19 protein-coding genes are annotated in these 19,608 nt (G+C 56.4%); 5 read left to right on the top strand and 14 right to left on the bottom strand.

The genetic code is table 11. The features are described from left to right. Positions 1-110: 110 nt before the first annotated feature. The 5 genes from F3J37_RS04525 to F3J37_RS04505 form a co-directional block, all read right to left on the bottom strand. On the bottom strand, positions 111-1,415 hold the full coding sequence (locus tag F3J37_RS04525; protein ID WP_166932127.1) for an NtaA/DmoA family FMN-dependent monooxygenase: 1,305 nt from the start codon (positions 1,413-1,415) through the stop codon (positions 111-113). Positions 1,416-1,426: 11 nt separating this feature from the next. Next, positions 1,427-2,626: a M20 family metallopeptidase gene (locus F3J37_RS04520; RefSeq protein WP_166932126.1), complete on the bottom strand. Its 1,200-nt coding sequence runs from the start codon at positions 2,624-2,626 to the stop codon at positions 1,427-1,429. Positions 2,627-2,833: 207 nt separating this feature from the next. Continuing rightward, a complete protein-coding gene (locus tag F3J37_RS04515; RefSeq protein WP_058962320.1) occupies positions 2,834-3,490 on the bottom strand; it encodes a methionine ABC transporter permease in 657 nt (218 codons plus the stop codon). Beyond that, on the bottom strand, positions 3,471-4,598 hold the full coding sequence (locus tag F3J37_RS04510) for a methionine ABC transporter ATP-binding protein (RefSeq protein WP_166932125.1): 1,128 nt from the start codon (positions 4,596-4,598) through the stop codon (positions 3,471-3,473). Before F3J37_RS04510 ends, F3J37_RS04515 begins: the two co-directional genes overlap by 20 nt. Before the next feature lie 9 nt (positions 4,599-4,607). After that, complete coding sequence (locus F3J37_RS04505) at positions 4,608-5,435, bottom strand: MetQ/NlpA family ABC transporter substrate-binding protein (RefSeq protein ID WP_166932124.1); 828 nt, start codon at positions 5,433-5,435, stop codon at positions 4,608-4,610. Positions 5,436-5,647: 212 nt separating this feature from the next. Here F3J37_RS04505 and F3J37_RS04500 point away from each other — a divergent pair, with 212 nt between their 5' ends. The 3 genes from F3J37_RS04500 to F3J37_RS04490 all read left to right on the top strand — a co-directional run bounded on the left by F3J37_RS04500 (position 5,648) and on the right by F3J37_RS04490 (position 8,594). Next, complete coding sequence (locus F3J37_RS04500) at positions 5,648-6,289, top strand: TetR/AcrR family transcriptional regulator (RefSeq protein ID WP_160868080.1); 642 nt, start codon at positions 5,648-5,650, stop codon at positions 6,287-6,289. Positions 6,290-6,363: 74 nt separating this feature from the next. Further along, entirely contained in the window at positions 6,364-7,746 is a 1,383-nt protein-coding gene (locus F3J37_RS04495; protein WP_166932123.1) for a D-arabinono-1,4-lactone oxidase, read from the top strand. 20 nt (positions 7,747-7,766) lie between these two features. Then, entirely contained in the window at positions 7,767-8,594 is an 828-nt protein-coding gene (locus F3J37_RS04490) for a glycosyltransferase family 8 protein (protein WP_166932122.1), read from the top strand. A gap of 96 nt (positions 8,595-8,690) precedes the next feature. On the opposite strand, the gene F3J37_RS04485 is transcribed toward F3J37_RS04490, so the two are convergent. The 3 genes from F3J37_RS04485 to F3J37_RS04475 form a co-directional block, all read right to left on the bottom strand. Continuing rightward, entirely contained in the window at positions 8,691-9,101 is a 411-nt protein-coding gene (locus F3J37_RS04485) for a type II toxin-antitoxin system HicB family antitoxin (protein ID WP_100700930.1), read from the bottom strand. Between the two features lie 19 nt (positions 9,102-9,120). Next, positions 9,121-9,309, bottom strand: coding sequence for a type II toxin-antitoxin system HicA family toxin (locus F3J37_RS04480; RefSeq protein ID WP_160868151.1), 189 nt, complete (start codon positions 9,307-9,309; stop codon positions 9,121-9,123). 167 nt (positions 9,310-9,476) lie between these two features. After that, on the bottom strand, positions 9,477-10,499 hold the full coding sequence (locus F3J37_RS04475) for an LLM class flavin-dependent oxidoreductase (RefSeq protein WP_034824654.1): 1,023 nt from the start codon (positions 10,497-10,499) through the stop codon (positions 9,477-9,479). A 217-nt stretch (positions 10,500-10,716) separates the two neighbouring features. On the opposite strand from F3J37_RS04475, the gene F3J37_RS04470 reads away from it, so the two are divergent. Continuing rightward, complete coding sequence (locus F3J37_RS04470) at positions 10,717-11,766, top strand: fatty acid desaturase (protein ID WP_166932121.1); 1,050 nt, start codon at positions 10,717-10,719, stop codon at positions 11,764-11,766. Next, positions 11,663-12,448 (top strand): phosphate/phosphite/phosphonate ABC transporter substrate-binding protein, encoded by a 786-nt coding sequence (locus F3J37_RS04465; RefSeq protein WP_370662123.1) that lies wholly within the window; start codon positions 11,663-11,665, stop codon positions 12,446-12,448. The genes F3J37_RS04470 and F3J37_RS04465 overlap by 104 nt, the downstream gene beginning before the upstream one ends. Positions 12,449-12,567: 119 nt before the next feature. Here F3J37_RS04465 and F3J37_RS04460 read toward each other — a convergent pair whose 3' ends face one another. The 6 genes from F3J37_RS04460 to F3J37_RS04435 are packed head-to-tail and all read right to left on the bottom strand — an operon-like array spanning position 12,568 to position 19,516. Continuing rightward, a complete protein-coding gene (locus F3J37_RS04460) occupies positions 12,568-13,908 on the bottom strand; it encodes an LLM class flavin-dependent oxidoreductase (protein ID WP_166932119.1) in 1,341 nt (446 codons plus the stop codon). 12 nt (positions 13,909-13,920) lie between these two features. Continuing rightward, positions 13,921-15,525, bottom strand: coding sequence for a dipeptide ABC transporter ATP-binding protein (locus tag F3J37_RS04455; protein WP_166932118.1), 1,605 nt, complete (start codon positions 15,523-15,525; stop codon positions 13,921-13,923). Further along, positions 15,522-16,355, bottom strand: coding sequence for an ABC transporter permease (locus F3J37_RS04450; protein ID WP_166932116.1), 834 nt, complete (start codon positions 16,353-16,355; stop codon positions 15,522-15,524). Before F3J37_RS04450 ends, F3J37_RS04455 begins: the two co-directional genes overlap by 4 nt. Continuing rightward, positions 16,352-17,344: an ABC transporter permease gene (locus F3J37_RS04445; RefSeq protein ID WP_166932115.1), complete on the bottom strand. Its 993-nt coding sequence runs from the start codon at positions 17,342-17,344 to the stop codon at positions 16,352-16,354. Before F3J37_RS04445 ends, F3J37_RS04450 begins: the two co-directional genes overlap by 4 nt. A 13-nt stretch (positions 17,345-17,357) precedes the next feature. Then, entirely contained in the window at positions 17,358-18,971 is a 1,614-nt protein-coding gene (locus tag F3J37_RS04440) for an ABC transporter substrate-binding protein (RefSeq protein ID WP_166932113.1), read from the bottom strand. 29 nt (positions 18,972-19,000) lie between these two features. Beyond that, positions 19,001-19,516 (bottom strand): GNAT family N-acetyltransferase, encoded by a 516-nt coding sequence (locus F3J37_RS04435; protein ID WP_166932111.1) that lies wholly within the window; start codon positions 19,514-19,516, stop codon positions 19,001-19,003. Between the last annotated feature and the right edge of the window lie 92 nt (positions 19,517-19,608).

Raw genomic sequence — 19,608 nt, 5'->3', positions numbered from 1 at the left:
CGAAACAAGGCGAGTCACGCACTTTATCTGCAATGACGTGTCGATAGGGATTCCAAAAAAAATGCCCGCTCAGTTATCCTGAGCGGGCATGGCCCTCATTAACAAAGACGTTAATCCACGGCAGGCGGTAAAGGTGCCAGCTCCAGGCTGCTGCGGAAATCGCTGCCTTGATAGTCGCTATCCAGCAGATTACGGCGACGCAGTTCCGGGAGCAGTCCGTTGAGAAGCAAATCCTGCTGGTCGGGGCTACCCAGGCCGTGCAGGGAAATGACGTCCAGCACACCCGCCTGATAGCGCTGTTCGATGGCATCGGCGAGTTGTTCTGGCGTGCCTGCCACAAACCAGTGGCCGGTCTCTTCTGCTTTGATAATCAGTTCATGTAGCGTCAACCCCTCCAGCGCATACTGCCGGAAGATGGCGGCGCGGCCCTGGCGGCGATGCACCTGCTCCAGTTGCGGAATCAGCGAAGCGGGCAATGCCTGGTCGAGCGGCAAGTCAGACAGATTCACCTCACCGCCCAGCATATCCGCAACGCGCAATCTACCTTGTTCGAAATCGATGCGATCGTGCTTATCACGCAGGCGGCGTGCCACATCCGCATCACTCTCGCCAATGATGGAATGGAATGAGTTCATGATCAGCGGCGGATTCTGTTCGCGACCAAAACGTCGTGCCCGCTGCTGCACATCTGCCACAAATGTCTGCGCCGCTTCAAAAGTGGGCTGCGAGGTATAGATCACCTCGGCATAGCGCGCACCCAGCGTGACACCCGCCTCAGATTGCCCGGCCTGAAACTGCACCGGACGGCGCTGCGGCGGCGGCGGTACGTTAAGCGGTCCGGCAACCTGGAAGAAATCACCACGATAGTGGATAGGATGCAGTTTGCGATGATCAACACGAATGCCACCGCTTGCCGTGCGCTGCACTGCTGCACGTTCGTTGGCGTCATACAGCGCGTTCATCACCTCAATAAATTCGGTGGCGCGTGCATAGCGTTCCTGCGGCGGTGGCAACTGGCTTTCACCAAAATTCTCCTCACCGACGGAGGACGTCACCGCATTCCACCCTGCTCTGCCGCCGCTGATGTGATCCAGTGTAGCGACCTGGCGCGCCAGATTATAAGGATGTAGCCAACTAGTGCTGACCGTAGCGATCAAGCCAATCTGCGACGTCACCTGACTTAACGCCGCTAAGGCAATCAGCGGGTCCTGCGTGCCGGTGGTGCCCGCTAATCCAGCGGGATCGGCCTGCAGTAAATCAGCAGTGAACAGGCCGGTGATTTTCTCGCGTTCAGCGATTTTCGCCAGTTCAATGGCGCGTGCGATACCCACGCCCGGTTGGCTGTCATTGCCCGCGGAAATCACGCTGCTGGCACCGACTAAGGTTTTGAGTTTACGACGATACGTTTGCGACACCATATTCTCCTTTAGGGCTGGCGCGTGAAATCCGCTTTAACGGCTTGAAGGGCATCTGCATCAATCAGCAGACGCAACCCGGTGCGTGCCAGCACGCGGGCGCCAATCAGCAACGCCTGATAGCCGCGTTCAGAGTTGGCGGCTTCACGGAAGGGCACAGTGTGAAAAATCAGATCATCCGGACCAATTTTTAGCCACGGATGCGCGGTGGGCACCGCATGGCTGATGTCCCCGGCATCAGTTGAGACTTTGTTGCGCTGCGCCGAGAGATCGACCTGCTCACCTGCTGCACGAAACTCCTCCAGCAGCACCGCATCCAGCGCGGGGTTAAGCTTGAAATCACGCGGACCGATTTGATGATCAATCTCCACACGTGCACCGGTCGCCAGCGCCACACCCTCGGCAATCGCTCTTAATTTCGGCTCTAAGGATTCCACCAACTCGCGGCTATCGGCACGAATGTAGTAATGCGCCGAGACGAACTCTGGAATGACGTTCGGTGCCTGACCGCCATTGGTGATAATCCCGTGCACACGCACGCCGTCCGGCAGCTGCTGGCGCAATACGCTAATACCGTTGCACAGCAACACCAGTGCATCCAATGCGTTGATGCCTTCATGCGGCGCGCTGGCAGCGTGTGAGGGTTTGCCATAAAAATGGAAATAGAGATGATTGTTCGCCAGCGTCGATTCAGTGAGGCGCGTTTTACCGGATGGATGCACCATCAGCGCCACATCGACATCGTCGAGTAATCCGGCTTCGACAAAACGCTTCTTCACGTTGCCTTTAGGCCCGCCGGGGCCGGCTAACCCGCCCTCTTCCGCTGGCGTTCCTAACACCACGACACGGCCGCCGGTTTGTTCCAGCACCTGAGACAGCGTGATGGCCGCCGCAACGCTGGTGGTACCGATCAGGTTGTGTCCGCAGGCATGGCCAATGTCAATCAGCGCATCGTATTCCGCCAGGAAGGCAATGGTCGGGCCCGGTTTACTGCTGGCTTTGACCGCGTAAAACGCGGTTTCATGTCCGGCGACGTTGCGTGTGACCTCAAATCCCTGCTCAGTGAGCAACTGCGTCAGCTGCTCACTGGCAAAGTATTCGTTGTTACCGGTTTCCGGTTTCGCAAAGATCGATTTAGCCACCGCAATATATGAGGCGCTGTGCTGTTCGAGATGGTTTTCCAGCGTGAGCTGAAGCGTGTTCAGCGGCATAACGGATTCTCCTGAATCAGGGCAAGTCAATGCCATCACTCTAAGCGCGTTAGCTGCTGATGTTTATCAAGAAATAGTGATAAGGATTGCGGGAAAAGGCACAACTACTAGTAAAGTAAAAGCGCAGATAAAGTGCGCCGCTATGCTATGTGCAACTGATCGAATTCGTTCCCATCGTTTGCACATACCCATAGCGGCGCGCCTTTGTTAGTGCCGTTTATCGATGTGCTGCACCAGTCGATCGCCGACCCACTGAATGCCACATACCAGCACAATTAATACTGCGATCACCGCGATCATCACTGAGGTTTCAAAGCGTTGATAACCGTAGCGAATCGCCAGATCGCCTAATCCGCCCGCACCAATCGCTCCCGCCATCGCCGATGCGCCGATTAATGCCACCAGCGTCACCACAAATCCCGAGAGAATGCCGGGCAGCGCTTCAGGAATCAGCACATCCCAGACGATACGTAGCTTGCTGGCACCCATCGCGCGTACCGCATCAATCAAGCCGCGATCCACATCGCGCAGTGACACTTCGGCCACGCGAGCGAAATACGGCGTTGCGGTGATCGATAGCGGAACAATCGCCGCCCAGGTCCCCAGTGACGTACCGACCAGAAAGCGGGTAAACGGAATCAGCGCCACCAGCAAAATGATGAAAGGGAGCGATCGGAAGCCGTTGATCACCAGCCCCAGCACGCGGTTAATCCCGCGATGTTCTGCGATGCCGCCTGCACTGGTCATCACCAGAATCAACCCCAACGGCAAACCGGCCACCAGCGAAAACAGCCCGGAAATCAGCGTCATTAATACCGTTTCGCCCAACGCATTGAGCAATAAATCAATCATCACTGGCGACATAACCCACTAACTCCACTTGCGCCTGCTGCCCGCGCAGCCAGCTGAGAATCTGTTGCTCATCGGTCACGTTGGCGACCGGAAGCGCAATAAAGAAGCGCACCACAGCGTAGTGCTGAATATGGTCGATGCCGCCTTGCAGTAAGCGGAACTTGCCCGGCAACGCTGCGGCAAAACGGGTCAGCAGATCACCCTGCGCGTCTTCGCCAGCGAAGTGAACGCTGTAAATTGCCTCGCCCTGTCTCCTCTCGGTAATCCGTGCAGCCAGCGCTTCTGGCAGTTGCGGCAGCAATCCACGCAATAAGGTTCGCGTCAGTTCGGATTGCGGATGGGCGAACACCTGCCACACCAGGCCTTGCTCAATGATCTCACCCGCGTCAATCACCGCCACGCGGTGCGCCACCGACTTGATGACTTCCATTTCATGGGTGATCAGCAGAATAGTGATACCCAGTTTTTGGTTGAGCGATTTAAGCAGCGCGAGAATAGAACGGGTGGTTTCAGGATCCAGTGCTGAAGTCGCTTCATCACACAGCAGCAGTGCCGGGCTTGCCGCCAGTGCACGAGCAATGCCAACACGCTGTTTCTGACCGCCTGAGAGCGCCGCTGGATAGTGCTGCGCTTTATCCGCCAGCCCCACCAATTCCAGCAATTCCGCCACGCGTTGGGCACGTTGCACCTTATCCAGACCGGCAATTTTCAGCGGCAGCGCGACATTCTGCGCCACGGTTTTCGCCGACAGCAGGTTGAAGTGCTGGAACACCATACCGACGCGGCTACGCACAGATTGCAGCTGTTTTTCCGACAGGCCGGTAATTTTCCGGCCTTCGATTTCAATGACGCCTTCGTCAGGTTGCTCCAGCCCGTTCAGACAGCGAATCAACGTCGATTTGCCCGCGCCACTGCGGCCAATCAGGCCGAGAATTTCACCTTTCGGCACCGTCAGTGAAATATCGCGCAGCGCCTGAGTTTGCCCAAAGCGACGTGAAACGCCCTGCAAGCGCACCACGCTGCCGCTTTCGCGAGCAACACGTTCGCGGTCTTGCGCATTCTCTACCACGCCACGCGTTAACGCGTTTAACGGCGCTTCGACTCCTGAGAAAATCGTCATGCTTAATCCTTACCAGGCCGTTTCGCCGGTGCCTTTATAGACCTTATCAAACACGGTCTTCACAGCGTCGTTCTGATAGGAGGACACCAGGGTTTTCACCCACGGCGCGCTCACGTTCTCTTTCTTCACGGCGATAAAGTTGTTGTACGGGTTGTCCTTCACCGGCTCCTGCGCGATACGATCGGCGGCAGTCAGCCCGCTTTTCAATGCCCAGTCGGTGTTCACCACCGCCGCATCCAGATCCGGTACTGAACGGCCAATGATGCCGGAGTCGAGCTCTTTAATTTGCAGATGATGAGGATTGGCGGTGATATCTGCCGTGGTGGCGGCAATGCCGACGCCAGGCTTCAGCTTGATCAGACCTTGCTGTTCCAGCAGCACTAAGCCACGCGCTTCGTTGGAAGGATCGTTCGGCACACCAATTACTGCACCGTCTTTCAACTCAGCCGCCTTCTTCACTTTTTTCGAGTAGAGACCAATCGGCCATACCGCCGTATCGCCCACGCGCACGATATCGTAATGATTCACTTTGATTTGGTTATTGAGGAACGGCTGATGCTGGAAGGCATTGGCATCCACCTCACCATTTTGCAGTGCCTCATTCGGCTGGTGGTAGTCGTTAAAAATCACGGTTTTCACCGTCAGTCCTTTGGCAGCGGCTTGCTTGATCACTTCGCGCCAGACGTCTTCATCTTCTCCGCTCATGATGCCGACTTTGACTGAGGTTTTATCGGCGGCGTGCGCCAGTGACAGCGGTGCTAATACGGTGCTCGCCAGCAGCAAAGCGCCGGCGGTTAACAAGAATGTCGTTTTGGCGGATGCCAGGCGTGTGTGCATAGTTATTTCCTCATAGTTATAATTGCAGCGGTCAAAGTACACTGTCGTGATGAACAGATAGCCGCAGTATACGCAGATGCTTATTCCTGCATTATGATTTATCCGGGAATGCTATTCCTGAAAAGAATAAAGACACACAGCCGCTCGCATCGCCACAAGTGAACGGACGGCTGTGATACCATGCCGTTTTGATTGACCTGTTATTGAGCGCTATGTCGGACACTACAACGAAACGTAAAAATGACCCGGAAGGGCTGAAAAAACGCATCCTTGCCGGTGCCCTGAAAACCTTCGCCGAGTTCGGTATGCAGGGCGCACGCCTTGAGCAGATTGCTGAACACGCGCAAACCACCAAACGTATGGTGGTGTATCACTTCGTCAATAAAGAGAAGCTCTATATCGAGGTGCTGGAGCAGGTCTATCAGGCGATTCGTGAACACGAAACCGGATTGAACCTTGCACAAATGGAACCCGAGCAGGCGATGATTAAACTGGTCGAAGCCAGCTTTGACTATCACGCCACCCATCAGGATTTTATGCGCCTGGTGTGTACGGAAAACCTGTTGCGCGGCCGCTACATTGTGCAGTCTGAGCGCATCAAAGCGTTGAACAAAAGTACCCTGGATCTGCTGGATGACATCCTGACGCGCGGCCAGCAGCAAGGCATCTTTATTGATGGCCTGAACACCGTGGACGTGCACCGCCTGCTAAGTAGTATCTGTGTGCACCACGTCGCCAACCGCTACACCTTCCACTTCCTGTTCACTCCAGAGGATACGGAAGAAGATAGCATCCGCCGTAACCGCCAGTTGGCTGTCACTGCCACCCTGCGCTATATCCGCAAAACACCTTAGATCTGTACTCCGCTGTGATGGTCTACGCTTAAAGCCTTGGGACCGTCACAGACCTCAGTCTAAGGAACGCCGTAGTGAACAGAGATTCCCATCTTTATCCTTTACGCAACACAGGTAACACTGAGCAAGACAGCGCACTGTGGAACTGGGCGCAAAACACCGTGGTGGGTCGACGCCAGCAAGTCTTTCAGCCGCAAAATGAAGCGGAACTGCAACAACGCCTGAAATCCTCCAGCGGCAAAGTGCGGGTGATTGGCAGCCGCCTTTCACCTGGGCGCATGCTGTGTGTGAACGCTGACGAACTGTTGCTGGATCTCAGCGCGATGCAAGGCGTGCTGGGCGAAGATGATACCAGCATCACCTTCGCAGCCGGTACGGTGTTGCAACAGGTGTTCGATGCGCTTACCGAACGCCATCGCATGCTGGCCTGTTCGCCTGGCGTGATATCCGTGCAGACACTGGCCGGTGCCATGGCCACCGGCACCCATGGTCAGGGCCTGAATCAGAGTTCTCTGGCAGATGAAGCCTTGCGTATCCGCATGGTGATGGCCGATGGCAGCGTGCGGGAATTTCAGCGAGGAGAACCCGATTTCCCCGCCACGCAGACCTCCCTGGGATCGCTGGGGATTGTGACCGCCATAACGTTGCGCACCGAGCCGTTTCGCCTGTTTACCTGCCATAAATTTGCCGAGTCCGCCGATACGCTGGAGCAGGATTTGCCGCGCTGGAATCAACAGTATGAGCTGAGCAAAGCCTGGTGGTTTGTTGATGACAACCTGATGCACGTCTGGAATGCCAACCCTGCCAGTGAAGCAGATGTTCAGGCGTGGCACGCCAATGGCGGCGAGGTGATTGAACATGGCGATGATACCGACAGCAGTCTGAATGACACCATCGATCAGACGCTGGCGCAGATGCATCGTGATACACAAATAGAAGGCAAAGGTGGCAAGCAGTTTCGCACCGTCACGCGCTTCCGCGATTTCACCGACCTCAGTGGCGATATCTACCAGCTGTTTTGTCGCGGCATTGCCGTGCCGCAAATCAACGTGGAAATTGGCGTGCCGCTGGATAAAACACCGGAAATTATCGGCAAAATCAAAGCCTGGTATGCGGAGAATCATCCGCACATGCACTACCCCATCATTCTGCGCTGCACGGGCGCGTCAGAAGCCTGGCTCAGTCCGGCTTATCAGCAGCCGACCTGTTTCTTTGGCTTCGTGGTCTATTATGCCGATGACGGTTCGCTGTCACAGGACGGTCTCCATTTCCTCACCGAGGTGGAGAAATTGCTGGCAGCAGAAGGCGGACGACCGCACTGGGGCAAATACTACGATCCGCAGCGCTACAGCTGGCGTGATATCTATCCACAGTGGGATGCGTTCCGCGCGGTGCGGGAACAACTCGATCCGCAGCGTCGTTTTAGCAATGACTATGTCACGGCTTTGCTTGACTGAATTTTGACGGGGGAGGATTTATGTACGCCTGGGTAACACTACTGACACAACCGGATTATTTTATCGGCGTGAAAGCGCTGCACCGTTCACTGAAACGCAGCGAAACCGCATGGCCATTGATTGTGATGGTGACCGATGCCATTGACATCGAAACGCGTGAAGCTTTGCAGGCTTTAGGCTGTGTGATTCATCCGGTCGAGCCTCTGATGCCGAATGCCGAACTGGAGCAGCATTATGCCTCTGCGCAATTTGGTGAAGTGTGGAGCAAGCTGCGGGCATGGGAACTGACCGGCTGCGATCGCGTGGTGTTTCTCGATGCCGACATGCTGGTGCTGCGCAATATGGATGAGCTGTTTACGCTGGATCTCGGCGATCATGCGCTGGCAGCGTGCCACGCCTGTCGCTGCAATCCGAATAAAATCGCCAGTTATCCCGCCAGCTGGCAGCCGGAAAATTGCCATTACACCTGGCAGGATCGCGGTGAAGCGGCTCCTGCCAGCCTGGACCGCTATCTGAATGGTGGCTTTTTAGTGCTCGAACCGGATCAAGAGGTGTTTAGCTGGCTACAGCAGAAAGTCGCTGCTATCACTGATCTACGCCGCTATCCGTTCTCTGAACAGGATTTACTTAATGAAGTGTTTGAGAATCGCTGGCTGCCGCTGCCGTATATTTACAACGCACTGAAAACGCTGCCATTCCAGCACAGCGCTATGTGGCGTGAAGAGGATGTAAAAAACCTGCACTTTATTCTGGCTAAGCCGTGGAAGCGCGACCTCAATCAACCCGAAAACCAACGCGACCGCTACTACGCATTGGATAAGCTGTGGTGGGAGTTAGGGGTTAATTAACGTTAACTGAGTAGCTGCCTCACAACGCCTGAGGCAGCTACTCATTAATGCGGGCCTCCGCAAAAACGCTGAGGCTATAAATCTGCAAACACGTTATCAACGCGTTTTGGCAATACGCTCCAGTGCCACCTGAGCCAGAAAACCCGAACGAGTTTTAAATTCAGGATGAGTAGCGACACAACGGTCAATACGGTCAATCAACAGCTTCGGCAGAGTGACATTAATCTTCTCCGAACCACCTAAAATACGCGTCACATCCACTTCCACCAGCACCCAAACATAACCTGTATAGGCAGGATCTTTCATCACGCTTTTAAGTTCTGAAACTGCTGGAATATCCTGCTCCAGCTCAACCATCAACTCCAGATGCCCGATGATAGCCTCTTTCGCGTTTTTCACCGCGTCTTCCAGCGTATCTCCAGCAGAAAAACAGCCAGGTAAATCAGGGACCGTGACACCGAACGCCGTGCTTTCATCGCCCGCTTCAATCGCAATCGGATAAAACATTGTTAACACCTCTCTCAATTTAATGGACTGCAAGCCCGGCCTGTTTGCGGATGCTTTTTACCGTTTTTATCGGCAGATCTTTTTTAGGGTGCGGAATTGTCACTAAACCTTTCTTAGTAGGATGCACAAAATGATGATGGCTGCCGTTAACCCGAATCAGCTCCCAACCAGCGGCCTTGATCTCAGCCATTAATGACCTGCTATCCATGTCCATTACCGGCTTCATCCTGAAAGCAAAAAGATAACCCCAATAACCCCGAATTGCAACACCTGGAGTTACTGGGGTTATCTGTTAATTAAAGTCTGCTTGAACATTGAGTAGAGTCAGGGATAAATAAAGGGCGCACTTAGCGAATGAAGTGCGCCTCTTTAGTTTTAACGCCAGCCCAGTTCCGGTGCCACATGGGTCAGGATGCTTTCCATCACGTGCGCACAGTAATCCACGCCCAGCTGGTTCGGGATGGTGAGCAGCAGCGTATCGGCTTCGGCAATCCCTTCGTCCTGAGCCAGCTGTTTGATCAGCTGCTCTGGCTCTGCGGCATAGCTACGGCCAAAGATGGCGCGGGTTTTCTCATCGAGGAAGCCCACGGAGTCCTGATCCTGACCACTGCGACCAAAGTAAGCACGGTCGATGTCATTGGTCAGCGCAAAGATACTGCGGCTCACTGACACACGCGGCGTGCGCTGATGTCCGGCGGCTTTCCAGGCTTCACGGTAAGCGCGAATCTGTTTCGCCTGCTGGATGTGGAACGGTTCGCCAGTTTCATCATCCTTCAGGGTGGAGCTTTGCAGATTCATGCCCTGCTGTGCTGCCCAAACTGATGTCGCATTTGAACCGGAACCCCACCAGATACGCTCACGCAGCCCTTCTGAGAACGGCTCCAGACGCAGTAAGCCCGGTGGATTCGGGAACATCGGCTGTGGATTCGGTTTAGCAAAACCCTCACCGCGCAGCACTTCCAGCAACTCTTCGGTGTGACGACGTCCCATATCGGCATCGGTTTCACCCTCTTTCGGGTTAAACCCAAAGTAGCGATAGCCTTCAATCACCTGCTCCGGGGAGCCGCGGCTGAGACCGAGTTGCAGACGACCGTTAGAAATCAGGTCTGCCGCACCGGCATCTTCTGCCATGTACAGCGGGTTTTCATAACGCATATCGATCACGCCAGTACCAATCTCAATGCGATTGGTTTTGGCACCGACTGCCGCCAGCAGCGGGAACGGCGAGCTTAACTGACGCGCAAAGTGGTGCACGCGATAGTAAGCGCCATCCGCGCCCAGCTCTTCTGCCGCCACGGCTAAATCGATGGATTGCAGTAACACGTCCTGAGCGGAACGGGTAGCTGACTGCGATGACGGGGTCCAGTGACCAAAGGATAAGAAGCCAATCTTTTTCATGGTGAAATTCTCCAGGGGGACCGCACTGGCCCGCACATGATGCATTAGGTTTCGATGGAGAAAGGTTACGCCAGGCGAGAGGTGACTGATAGCCAATAGTTTTCGCTCGCTTCATCAACTTTTTTGCATAAGTCATAAAAACACGGTCTTTGTGTTTATCACGGTGATCAATCATCTTGCGGGGAATTCATCCGATTCACAGGTTTATGGCATCCGCATGGCAAACGACTATATCAACGCACAGCAGCGTGAAGTGGTGCATCAACTGGGCCGCAATTGGCTGTGGCGCAGTGAACTGCCCACCTGGGCGCTGATGGTCGGGGTGTATGGCGGCTGGTTTGGCTGCGTCATCTATTGGCAAACGCTGGGTCTGTTTTTAACCACTCTGCTGCTGATTGTTTTCACCACCTGGTATATGTCGCTGCAGCATGAGCTGATCCATGGCCATCCCACGCGTTTTCCAGGGCTCAATCAGCTGTTTGGTACCCTGCCGCTGGCGGTGTGGTATCCCTATGGGCTGTATCGCGATTCCCATCTGGCACATCACCGCAATCACACCCTCACCGAACCGGATGAAGATCCGGAAACCTATTACCTGTCACCGGAACGCTGGGCACAGCTCAAGCCGTGGCAGCAACGCTTGATTCACCTGCGTAATACGTTTCCCGGCCGTTTGCTGTTAGGTCCGCTGCTGGATATCGTGGCGACCCTAAAGATGATGCTTTTGGCGCGTGACCGTGCCGCTATTTCGATGTGGGTGATTCATCTGACGCTGCTGGCTGGGCTTTTCTACTGGATGCAGCAGCAAGGATTGTCGCCGCTGTGGTTCGTGGTTGCCGTGAGTTATCCGGCATTGGCGTTGACCAAAATACGTTCTTTCTACGAGCATCGCGCAGAAGAAGCCCCGCTGGCACGCTCCGTGAACAATGAAGCCGCCTGGCCGTGGCGTTGGCTATTTCTGAATCTCAACTATCATTCTGTACATCACGATCTGCCCGGTTTGCCCTGGTACGGCTTGCGCAAAGTCTATCTGCTGTATCGCGACGGCTACCATCAGCGCAATCACGGTTTCCGCGTCGCGGGTTATGGCGAGTGGTTGCTGCGCTTCTGGCGCAAACCGGTCAACGTTAACGCCCATCCGGGAACGCACAAGGATGCACAGCATGCCGATCATTTCACTGCCGATGTACGATATCCACCATCCGACGACGCTTGGCCTGACCGCTGCGCTAACGACGCTGCTCCAACAACGCGGCGTGCAGGCTGAGGTTGAGTGGCACAGCGATCTCTTACCCCACTGGCGCGACGCTGATTTGCTGTTAAGCCAGACCTGCGGCTATCCGCTGGTGGCTTTATTGCCTGATGTCCAACTGGTTGGGGCATTTCAATCCAGCGCGCAAGGCTGTGAGGGACTGCGCTATCGCAGTTGGCTGGTGGCGCGCAAAGAGGATGAAAATCTCACCCTGAGCGATTTTCGTGGTCGCCGCGCGGTGTGCAACAGTGATGACTCGCACTCGGGCTACAACTCGCTGCGTTATGTGATCGCCCCTCTGGCACACGACGGGCATTTCTTCAGTGAAGCGCTGCAGAGTGGCAGTCATCGTCAATCGTTGGCCGCGTTGCGTGAACAGCGAGCGGATATCGCGGCGATCGATTGCATCACCTGGGCGCTGTTGCGTGCTCATCACCCTGAAGAACTGGCCGGGTTAGAGATCATTGGTGAAACCCCGCTGTGTGCCGCACTGCCGTTAATCACCTCAGCAAAAACCGATGCCAAAACGCTTGAGCGTCTGCGCAGCGCCTTGACCGAACTCACTACTGATAAGAAGCATCAGCAGTTGCTGGCAGCGAGTCTAATCAGCAGTTTTGCGGTGCCAGAGCGGGCGTTTTACGATGAGGTGCAAGCGTGGGAAGTTCAGGCTGCGGAGTATGGTGTGACGGCACTTTGATTGCAGCGGCAGATTTTTTTGATGATGCGAGCCTGCAATCCACAGCACCTTTACTGATGTAAAGATGCTGTGGCCAAAGTGGGTGTTCCTTTTGTTCGCCTAAACTGCGGATTGTCCTGTTAAGCCACGACTTGCTGACGGCGCTGAGCGGCAAACTGGTTTTCTGGCTCGGCTAATCCCAGATTCTCACGCAGGGTCTCCCCTTCGTATTCGCTGCGATAGATCCCGCGCGCCTGCAGCAGTGGAATCACCTGCTCAACGAAATCATCAAACGCAGTCGGTGTGCCGCCACGCACGATAAAACCGTCGGTTGCGCCCGACAGGAACCATTGCGCTAATCCGTCTGCCACCTGTTGTGCAGTGCCGAGGAAACTCGGACGCGGTGTGGCTTCCTCCAGCGCGGCCTGGCGCAAGGTTAACCCACGCTCACGCGCATTCTGCTTAATCTTATCGGTGGTGCTGCGGAAGCTGTTCGCTCCGAGATCGCCAATCTCCGGGAAGGGTTCATCCAGCGCATACTGAGTGAAATCGTGATGTTCGAAGTAGCGTCCCAGATACTCTAGCGCTTTATCAACGGTCACCAGCTCAGCGGTGTGTTGATAGCGGCGCTCGGCGTCCTGTTCCGTATCCCCGATAATCACGCTGATGCCCTGGAACACGCGGATATCATCAGCATCGCGGCCACGTGCCACCAGGCGACGTCGCACGTCCTCACGAAACTCAAGCGCCTCTTCCAGCGTCTCCTGCCGGGTGTAAATGGCATCTGCCGCTTCAGCCGCAAACGCTTTGCCGGCTTCAGATGCACCCGCCTGGAACACGATTGGGCGTCCCTGCGGCGAGCGGCCGACGTTTAGCGGCCCCTGCACGGCAAAATATTTGCCCTTGTGATTGAGCGTATGCAACTTATCTGCATCAAAAAACTGTCCGCTTTGTTTGTCACGCACGAACGCATCCTGTTCCCACGAATCCCACAGCCCTTTCACCACCTGCAAATATTCGCTGGCAACGCGGTAGCGCTCATCGTGCTCGGGATGGGTGGCGCGCGAGAAGTTTTTCGCTGAGCCTTCCAGCGGCGAGGTCACCACGTTCCAGCCGGTTCGGCCATGGCTAAGATGATCGAGGCTGGCAAACTGACGTGCCACGGTAAATGGCTCGCTGTATGAGGTGGAGAGCGTCGCCACTAAGCCGATTTTCTGCGTCACCAGCGAGAGTGCGGACAGCAAGGTGATCGGCTCAAAACGGTTAAGGAAATGCGGTATCGACTGAGGTGTGATGTACAAACCATCGGCAACAAACAGAAAATCGATCTTCGCTTGCTCCGCTTTGCGTGCCAGATCCAGCACGTAATCTACATTAATGCTGGCATCGGCCACCGCATCAGGATGGCGCCATGCCGACATATTGCCGGATACACCCTGAATGATGGCACCCAGCCGCAGCTGGCGTTGTGTCTGACTCATAACATGCTCCTGTTAAGCGTGTGCGGGCTGCCAGTCGGGTATCGCCGGCAGCGCCTGAAGTAGTTTTTGCGTCCACGGATGCTGCGGTGCGGCAAAGACCTGGGTCAGTGCCCCGCTCTCGACGATCTGTCCGTTTTGCATCACCAGCACGCGATCCGCCAGATGCTGGATCACGCCGAGATCGTGGGAAATAAACAGCAGTGCGGTGCCGTGCTCGGCCTGCATCTCCGCCAGCAGATCCAGCACCTGTGCCTGCACTGAGACATCCAGTGCGCTCACCGGCTCATCGGCCACCAGCAGTGCCGGATTCGGCGCAAAGGCGCGCGCAATCGCCACGCGCTGGCGCTGCCCGCCAGAAAGCTGTTGTGGATAGCGCTGCAGGAAGTGGTCACCCAGTTGCACTTCATCCAGCAACTGGCGCACGCGCTGTCGACGCGCATCACCATAGATGCCAACACTGTCGAGGCTTTCACCGATGATTTTTTCCACCGTGTAGCGTGGATCGAAAGAGCTAAACGGGTCCTGCGCGATCAGCTGCAGCCTGGCACGGCGTGCGCGACGGGCTTTCTCTGGCAGGCGGTCCCAGCGTTCACCTTCCAGCTGTAGCGTGCCGCTGTCGGGTTCGGTTAAGCCCATCACCACTTTTACCAGCGAGGTTTTCCCCGAGCCGGATTCGCCCACCACGCCCAGCGTCTCACCCGCATGTAGCTGAAAATTGATATTGTTCAGCACCAGGCGATCGCCATAGGCTTTATTCAGATTGATGCCTTCCAGCAACGGCGTGGTGCCCGGCTTTGGACGCGGCGGTAACGGTGTGGGTTCGGTGGTACTCAAACGCATCCCGCGCGTGGCGGGGGTTGGCACCGCGCGTAGCAGGCGCTGTGTCCAGGCATGTTGCGGACGCTGCAGCAGCGGGCCACTGTGGCCCTGCTCCACCACTTCGCCATCGCGCATCACCAGCACGCGATCCGCCAGTTCCGCCACCACCGCCAGATCGTGGCTGATCAGCAGCAGACCATGCCCTTCCCGGCGGCGCTGAGCCAGCAGTTGCAAAATCTGGCGCTGCACCGTCATATCCAGTGCGGTGGTCGGTTCATCGGCAATCAGTAACGTTGGGCTCCCTGCCAGCGCAGTGGCAATCAGCGCACGCTGGCGTTGGCCGCCGGATAGCTGATGCGGATAGCGTGCCAGTCGGCTTTCGGCATCGTGAATACCTGCCGCTTTTAGCAGAGCCAGGCTCTTTTCCTCAATCGCATCACGCTGTCCCGCCGCGTTGAGCGCATCGCTGAGTTGCTGCCCAATACGGCGCAGTGGATCGAGCGAGACCAGCGCATCCTGCAATACATAGCCGATGCGACGTCCGCGCAGCGCGTGCCAGTCATAGCGAGTGGCCATACGCATATCACGTCCATCAATGGTAAAACGATCGGCGGTCAGCACCGCGCCGTCGGGCAATAATCCCAGTAAACTGCGTGCCGTCAGGGTTTTACCCGAGCCTGATTCTCCCACTAGCGCCACTGACTCACCCGGCCACACTTGTAAGTTGAGGCTTTTCACCACCTGCTGTGGACCAAAACGGATGCTGAGATTTTGAATATCGATAAACGGCTGGCTCATGCGCTTCTTCCTTCAAAACGAGCCTGCCAGTGGCGGCCTAAGGTATTTACCGCAATCACGGTCAGGGTGATAAACACGCCGGGCCACACCGCGATCCACCAGGCGTTGCGCAGATAGTTACGCCCTTCTGCCAGCATCAGGCCCCATTCGGCGGTCGGCGGTTGCGGTCCCATGCCGAGGAAGCTCAAACCGGCGGTGCCGATAATGGCGGTGCCGAGTCCCAGCGTGGCGAGCGCCGGCACCTGCGCGATGGCGTGCGGCAGAATATGGCGGGTGATTAACGTGAAGCGTGACAAGCCAAAGGTGCGTGCCTGCTCAACGTAGCCGGAGGTCATTACCGCGTAGGTTTGCGCACGCACCACGCGGGCGAAGCGCGGCACGGAAGCCACACCGAGTGCGATAATCAGGTTGTTGGTGCCGGGTCCGGTAAACGCGATCAGCATCAGTGCCAGCAGCAGATCCGGGAAGGCGGAGATCACATCCACTGCGCGGCTCAGCAGCTCATCGATCACGCCACGTGCCAGTGCCGCAATCAGGCCCAACAAGGTGCCAAACAGTACCGCCAATGCCATTGCCGCCACGCTGATCAGCAGCGAATAGCGGCTGCCGTAAATCACGCGCGTCAGCAGATCGCGTCCCAGCTGATCGGTGCCGAGCCAGTGGGCAGCAGAAGGCGCTAGCTGCGCGTTAACCGGATCGGCCAGCAACGGATCGCTATGGGTCAGCACGCCCGGCGCAATTACCGCCACCGCCAGCAGCACCAGGTAGAGAATCGCCAGCCACACGGCAGTGGGCAGTGACAAGGGAAGACGTTGAAGGGCCGCAATCATGATTTGTTCTCCCCACGCAGACGCGGATCGATCCACAGCGATAAGATATCGACCAGCGTACTCATCACCACGTAGATCAACGCCGAGAGAATCGCCACCGCCAGCACCACCGGCAGATCTTTGGCCAGCACCGCATCGACGGTGAGTTTGCCGAGGCCAGGGCGACCAAATACTTGTTCGGTAATCACTGCGCCACTGAGTAATCCGCCCACCAGCCAGCCGGTTAAGGTCACCGCGGGAAGCGCGGCATGACGCAGCGCATGTCGCAAGCGAATGGTGGTTTCCCCTACGCCCCAGGCACGCAGCGTCAGGGTAAAGGGTGCATCCAGTGCACGCTCCAGTTCACGACGCAGTAGCTGGGCGATCACCGCCCCTTGCGCCAGTCCCAATGCCAGCGCTGGGAGCACCAATGAGGAGAGTGAACGATCGCCTGCCACCGGGAACCAGCGCAGCGTGAAGCTAAAGATAAACAGCAGCACGATGCCCATCCAGAATGACGGCGTAGAAGCCAGCAGCAGTTCAACGCTGTTTGCCACTCGACGCCCAACGCGACGATGGGCCGTTGCAACCGCCATCACCACCGCAAACAAAATGCTCACCAGCAGTGCCGCTAGCGTGAGTTTGATGGTCGGCCACAGCTGGGTAGCCAGCAGATGGCTGACTTCAGTGTTGAGCATATAAGAGCGACCAAAGTCGCCATGGAGTACGCGCCACAGGTAGTGCAGATATTGCCACCACAGTGGCTCATTCAATCCCCATTCTGCACGGATCGCCGCTTCAATCGCTGGGGTGCGTAGCTGTTCACCGATCAGCAAACTAACAATATCGCCGGGTGCCAGATGCACTCCGAGAAAAGCCAGCGACACGGCAGCCCACAGCACCAGCAGGCCGCCAAGCAGACGGCCGACAATGCGGCGCGACAGTTCACTGCGCCAGACTGAAGGCCGACGCGGTCGCGGGGTGCGGGTGACAATGCTTTCCAGACTCATCTTCGCCTCCTGATTAATGATCACTGAGCCAGATGTCGTACGCGTTTTCTGGCATCTGTTTGTAGCTGCGGAAGCCCACGCCGCGCACGTAGCGGGCGGCAGCGATTTGGTCTTCCGGTTCATAGAGTGGAATCGCTAACGCCTGCTGCGTCAGGGCATAGTGCTGGAGCTGGCTGTAGTATTTGCGGCGCTGATTGATATCCAGCGTTGCGGCGGCCTGATCGAGCCAGCCGTTGATTTCCGGGCTATTAACGCGGCTGTAGTTGATGGCGCCACCGGCTTTCACCGGACGGTAGTGATTTTCGATATCAATGCCGTCGGTTTCGGTATTCGAGTTGGCAATCGAGCCAAAGTGACCACTGTTGCGCACGTCGGCATAGGTGCCGGAATCGACATAGCGCAATTTGATTTCGACGCCGAGACGTTGACGCGCCTGCGCCTGAATCGCCTGTAATAGCACATCGCGCTGATCGCGCACCGTGGCCTGCGCCTGAATCACTTCAATGCTCAGACGCTGACCGTCTTTGCTGCGAAAGCCTTCACCATCGCGCGCTTGCCATCCGGCCTCATCCAGTAATTTGTTCGCCGCTGTCGGGTTATTACCGTACTGGCCTTCCAGATCGTTGTTATAGAGCGGATCAACTGGTGAAGTGATGCCCCACGCGCGGGTGCGTTCGCCGCGATACACCGACTTCAACAGCGGATCGATATCCAGCCCCTGCAACAGTGCCTGACGCACTTTCACATCCTGCGTTGGGCCATATTCAACGTTGAGGAACAACGAATAAGGCGTGCCGGTATTCAGCGCGTGCTGGTAGGTAAAATCTGCGCTGTCTTTAAACTCGCTGGCATCATTGCCGGAGATCCCCTCAATCACATCCAGCTGGCCGGAGAGCAATGCGCCGGTGCGCACCGAGGATTCCGGCAGGAAGCGATAGGTTACTTTCTCCAGATATGCCGGACCCTGATGATGTGCGGTGGCCGGTGCCCAGTGGTAATGCGGATTGCGCACCAGTGTCAGTTGCTGGCCCTTTTCGTAGCTTTCGATGATGAAAGGACCGGTGCCCGCAATCTCTTTACCGCCCGCTTTGAGTTGCGGTGAGTGCCAGCTGGCGGGAGCCAGAATCTGCAGCTTGGCAGCAAACGACAGGAATGGCGCATAGCCCTGTTTCAGGGTGATCACCACGGTGTCGTTATCGGGTGTTTCAACGCTGGCAATGCGTGCGCTCAGGGCGCAGATGCTGGTTCCGGCGCAATATTTTGGATCCTGAACCTGGCGGAAGTTCTCCGCCACCGCGTTGGCATCCAGTTTTTCACCGTTCGAGAAAGTGACATCGCGACGCAGCGTGAAGCGATAAACTTTGCCGTCTGGGCTGACCTCGTAACCCGTCGCCAGCCACGGCACGAAGCTGCCATCGGTGCGACGCGCCAGCAGGGATTCCCATACATTGCGCAGCGTCACTTCTGCTTTGGACTGCCCGTTTAACTGTGGATTTAAGGGTGCTGGTTCGGTTTCCACGCCATAGTTCAGTGAACCGCCGCTGCGCGGGGATTCTGCGGCAAGCGTGGCCGAGGTGCTCAGCAGGCACGCCAGCCCCAGCGCCAGCGTGATCGAATTCGCTTTCATAAAGTCCCTGTTGTTTTAAATGATGTGAATCAGGCAATGCTGGCGATCGGCTGCGGGTTGAATTCCTTTTTCAGGAACACCAGCGCTTCGCCCAATGCATTGGTGCGGTGATAAAACGGCTGATAGCCGCGACGCAAATAAAGCTCACTCAGCCACGGATGTTTGGTGGCGGTTGCCAGATAGAGACCCGGCGCTTTAAGCGTCTCTTTCAACAGGGTGTCTTCGGCATAGCTGATGATTTCACGACCATAGCCCTGCCCTTTGTAGTCTGGGTCCACGGCGAACCAGTGGATAAACGGCAGCGACGACGGCGCATCGGTTTCCTGCTGCCACGGAAAGCGCACCGTGACTGTCGCAACAGCGCGCTCCCATTTACGCAGTACCAGCACCGTTTCCTGTTCAATGACGCGGCGTACCTGCTCAACGTTGCCCTGCGAAATGGTGAAGTGCACATCCAGCGCCACCAGCGAGGCATACGCACGCTGTAACAGGGCAAATATCTCTTCGGTATCGTCGGGTTTGGCGATTTGGATGGATTGGCTCATGTTGGGGTTTCCTGAATTTATCTTCAGGGAATTATTGAAATCCGGGGAATTAAAGTAAAACGAGAATAGTGGCAATGGATTTGTTAATTGTG

The organism is Candidatus Pantoea communis, assembly GCF_011752685.1.
GTDB lineage: Bacteria > Pseudomonadota > Gammaproteobacteria > Enterobacterales > Enterobacteriaceae > Pantoea > Pantoea communis.
Note: the sequence above shows the minus strand (reverse complement) of the source record. Positions and strands in the feature narration are given on the sequence as shown.

Bases quoted from the DNA above. Each gene is read 5' to 3' on its own strand.
- F3J37_RS04520 (WP_166932126.1), bottom strand. From the start codon at position 2,626: ATGCCGCTGAACACGCTTCAGCTCACGCTGGAAAACCATCTCGAACAG.
- F3J37_RS04515 (WP_058962320.1), bottom strand. From the start codon at position 3,490: ATGTCGCCAGTGATGATTGATTTATTGCTCAATGCGTTGGGCGAAACG.
- F3J37_RS04510 (WP_166932125.1), bottom strand. From the start codon at position 4,598: ATGACGATTTTCTCAGGAGTCGAAGCGCCGTTAAACGCGTTAACGCGT.
- F3J37_RS04505 (WP_166932124.1), bottom strand. From the start codon at position 5,435: ATGCACACACGCCTGGCATCCGCCAAAACGACATTCTTGTTAACCGCC.
- F3J37_RS04500 (WP_160868080.1), top strand. From the start codon at position 5,648: ATGTCGGACACTACAACGAAACGTAAAAATGACCCGGAAGGGCTGAAA.
- F3J37_RS04490 (WP_166932122.1), top strand. From the start codon at position 7,767: ATGTACGCCTGGGTAACACTACTGACACAACCGGATTATTTTATCGGC.
- F3J37_RS04485 (WP_100700930.1), bottom strand. From the start codon at position 9,101: ATGTTTTATCCGATTGCGATTGAAGCGGGCGATGAAAGCACGGCGTTC.
- F3J37_RS04480 (WP_160868151.1), bottom strand. From the start codon at position 9,309: ATGGATAGCAGGTCATTAATGGCTGAGATCAAGGCCGCTGGTTGGGAG.
- F3J37_RS04475 (WP_034824654.1), bottom strand. From the start codon at position 10,499: ATGAAAAAGATTGGCTTCTTATCCTTTGGTCACTGGACCCCGTCATCG.
- F3J37_RS04470 (WP_166932121.1), top strand. From the start codon at position 10,717: ATGGCAAACGACTATATCAACGCACAGCAGCGTGAAGTGGTGCATCAA.
- F3J37_RS04465 (WP_370662123.1), top strand. From the start codon at position 11,663: ATGCCGATCATTTCACTGCCGATGTACGATATCCACCATCCGACGACG.
- F3J37_RS04460 (WP_166932119.1), bottom strand. From the start codon at position 13,908: ATGAGTCAGACACAACGCCAGCTGCGGCTGGGTGCCATCATTCAGGGT.
- F3J37_RS04455 (WP_166932118.1), bottom strand. From the start codon at position 15,525: ATGAGCCAGCCGTTTATCGATATTCAAAATCTCAGCATCCGTTTTGGT.
- F3J37_RS04450 (WP_166932116.1), bottom strand. From the start codon at position 16,355: ATGATTGCGGCCCTTCAACGTCTTCCCTTGTCACTGCCCACTGCCGTG.
- F3J37_RS04445 (WP_166932115.1), bottom strand. From the start codon at position 17,344: ATGAGTCTGGAAAGCATTGTCACCCGCACCCCGCGACCGCGTCGGCCT.
- F3J37_RS04440 (WP_166932113.1), bottom strand. From the start codon at position 18,971: ATGAAAGCGAATTCGATCACGCTGGCGCTGGGGCTGGCGTGCCTGCTG.
- F3J37_RS04435 (WP_166932111.1), bottom strand. From the start codon at position 19,516: ATGAGCCAATCCATCCAAATCGCCAAACCCGACGATACCGAAGAGATA.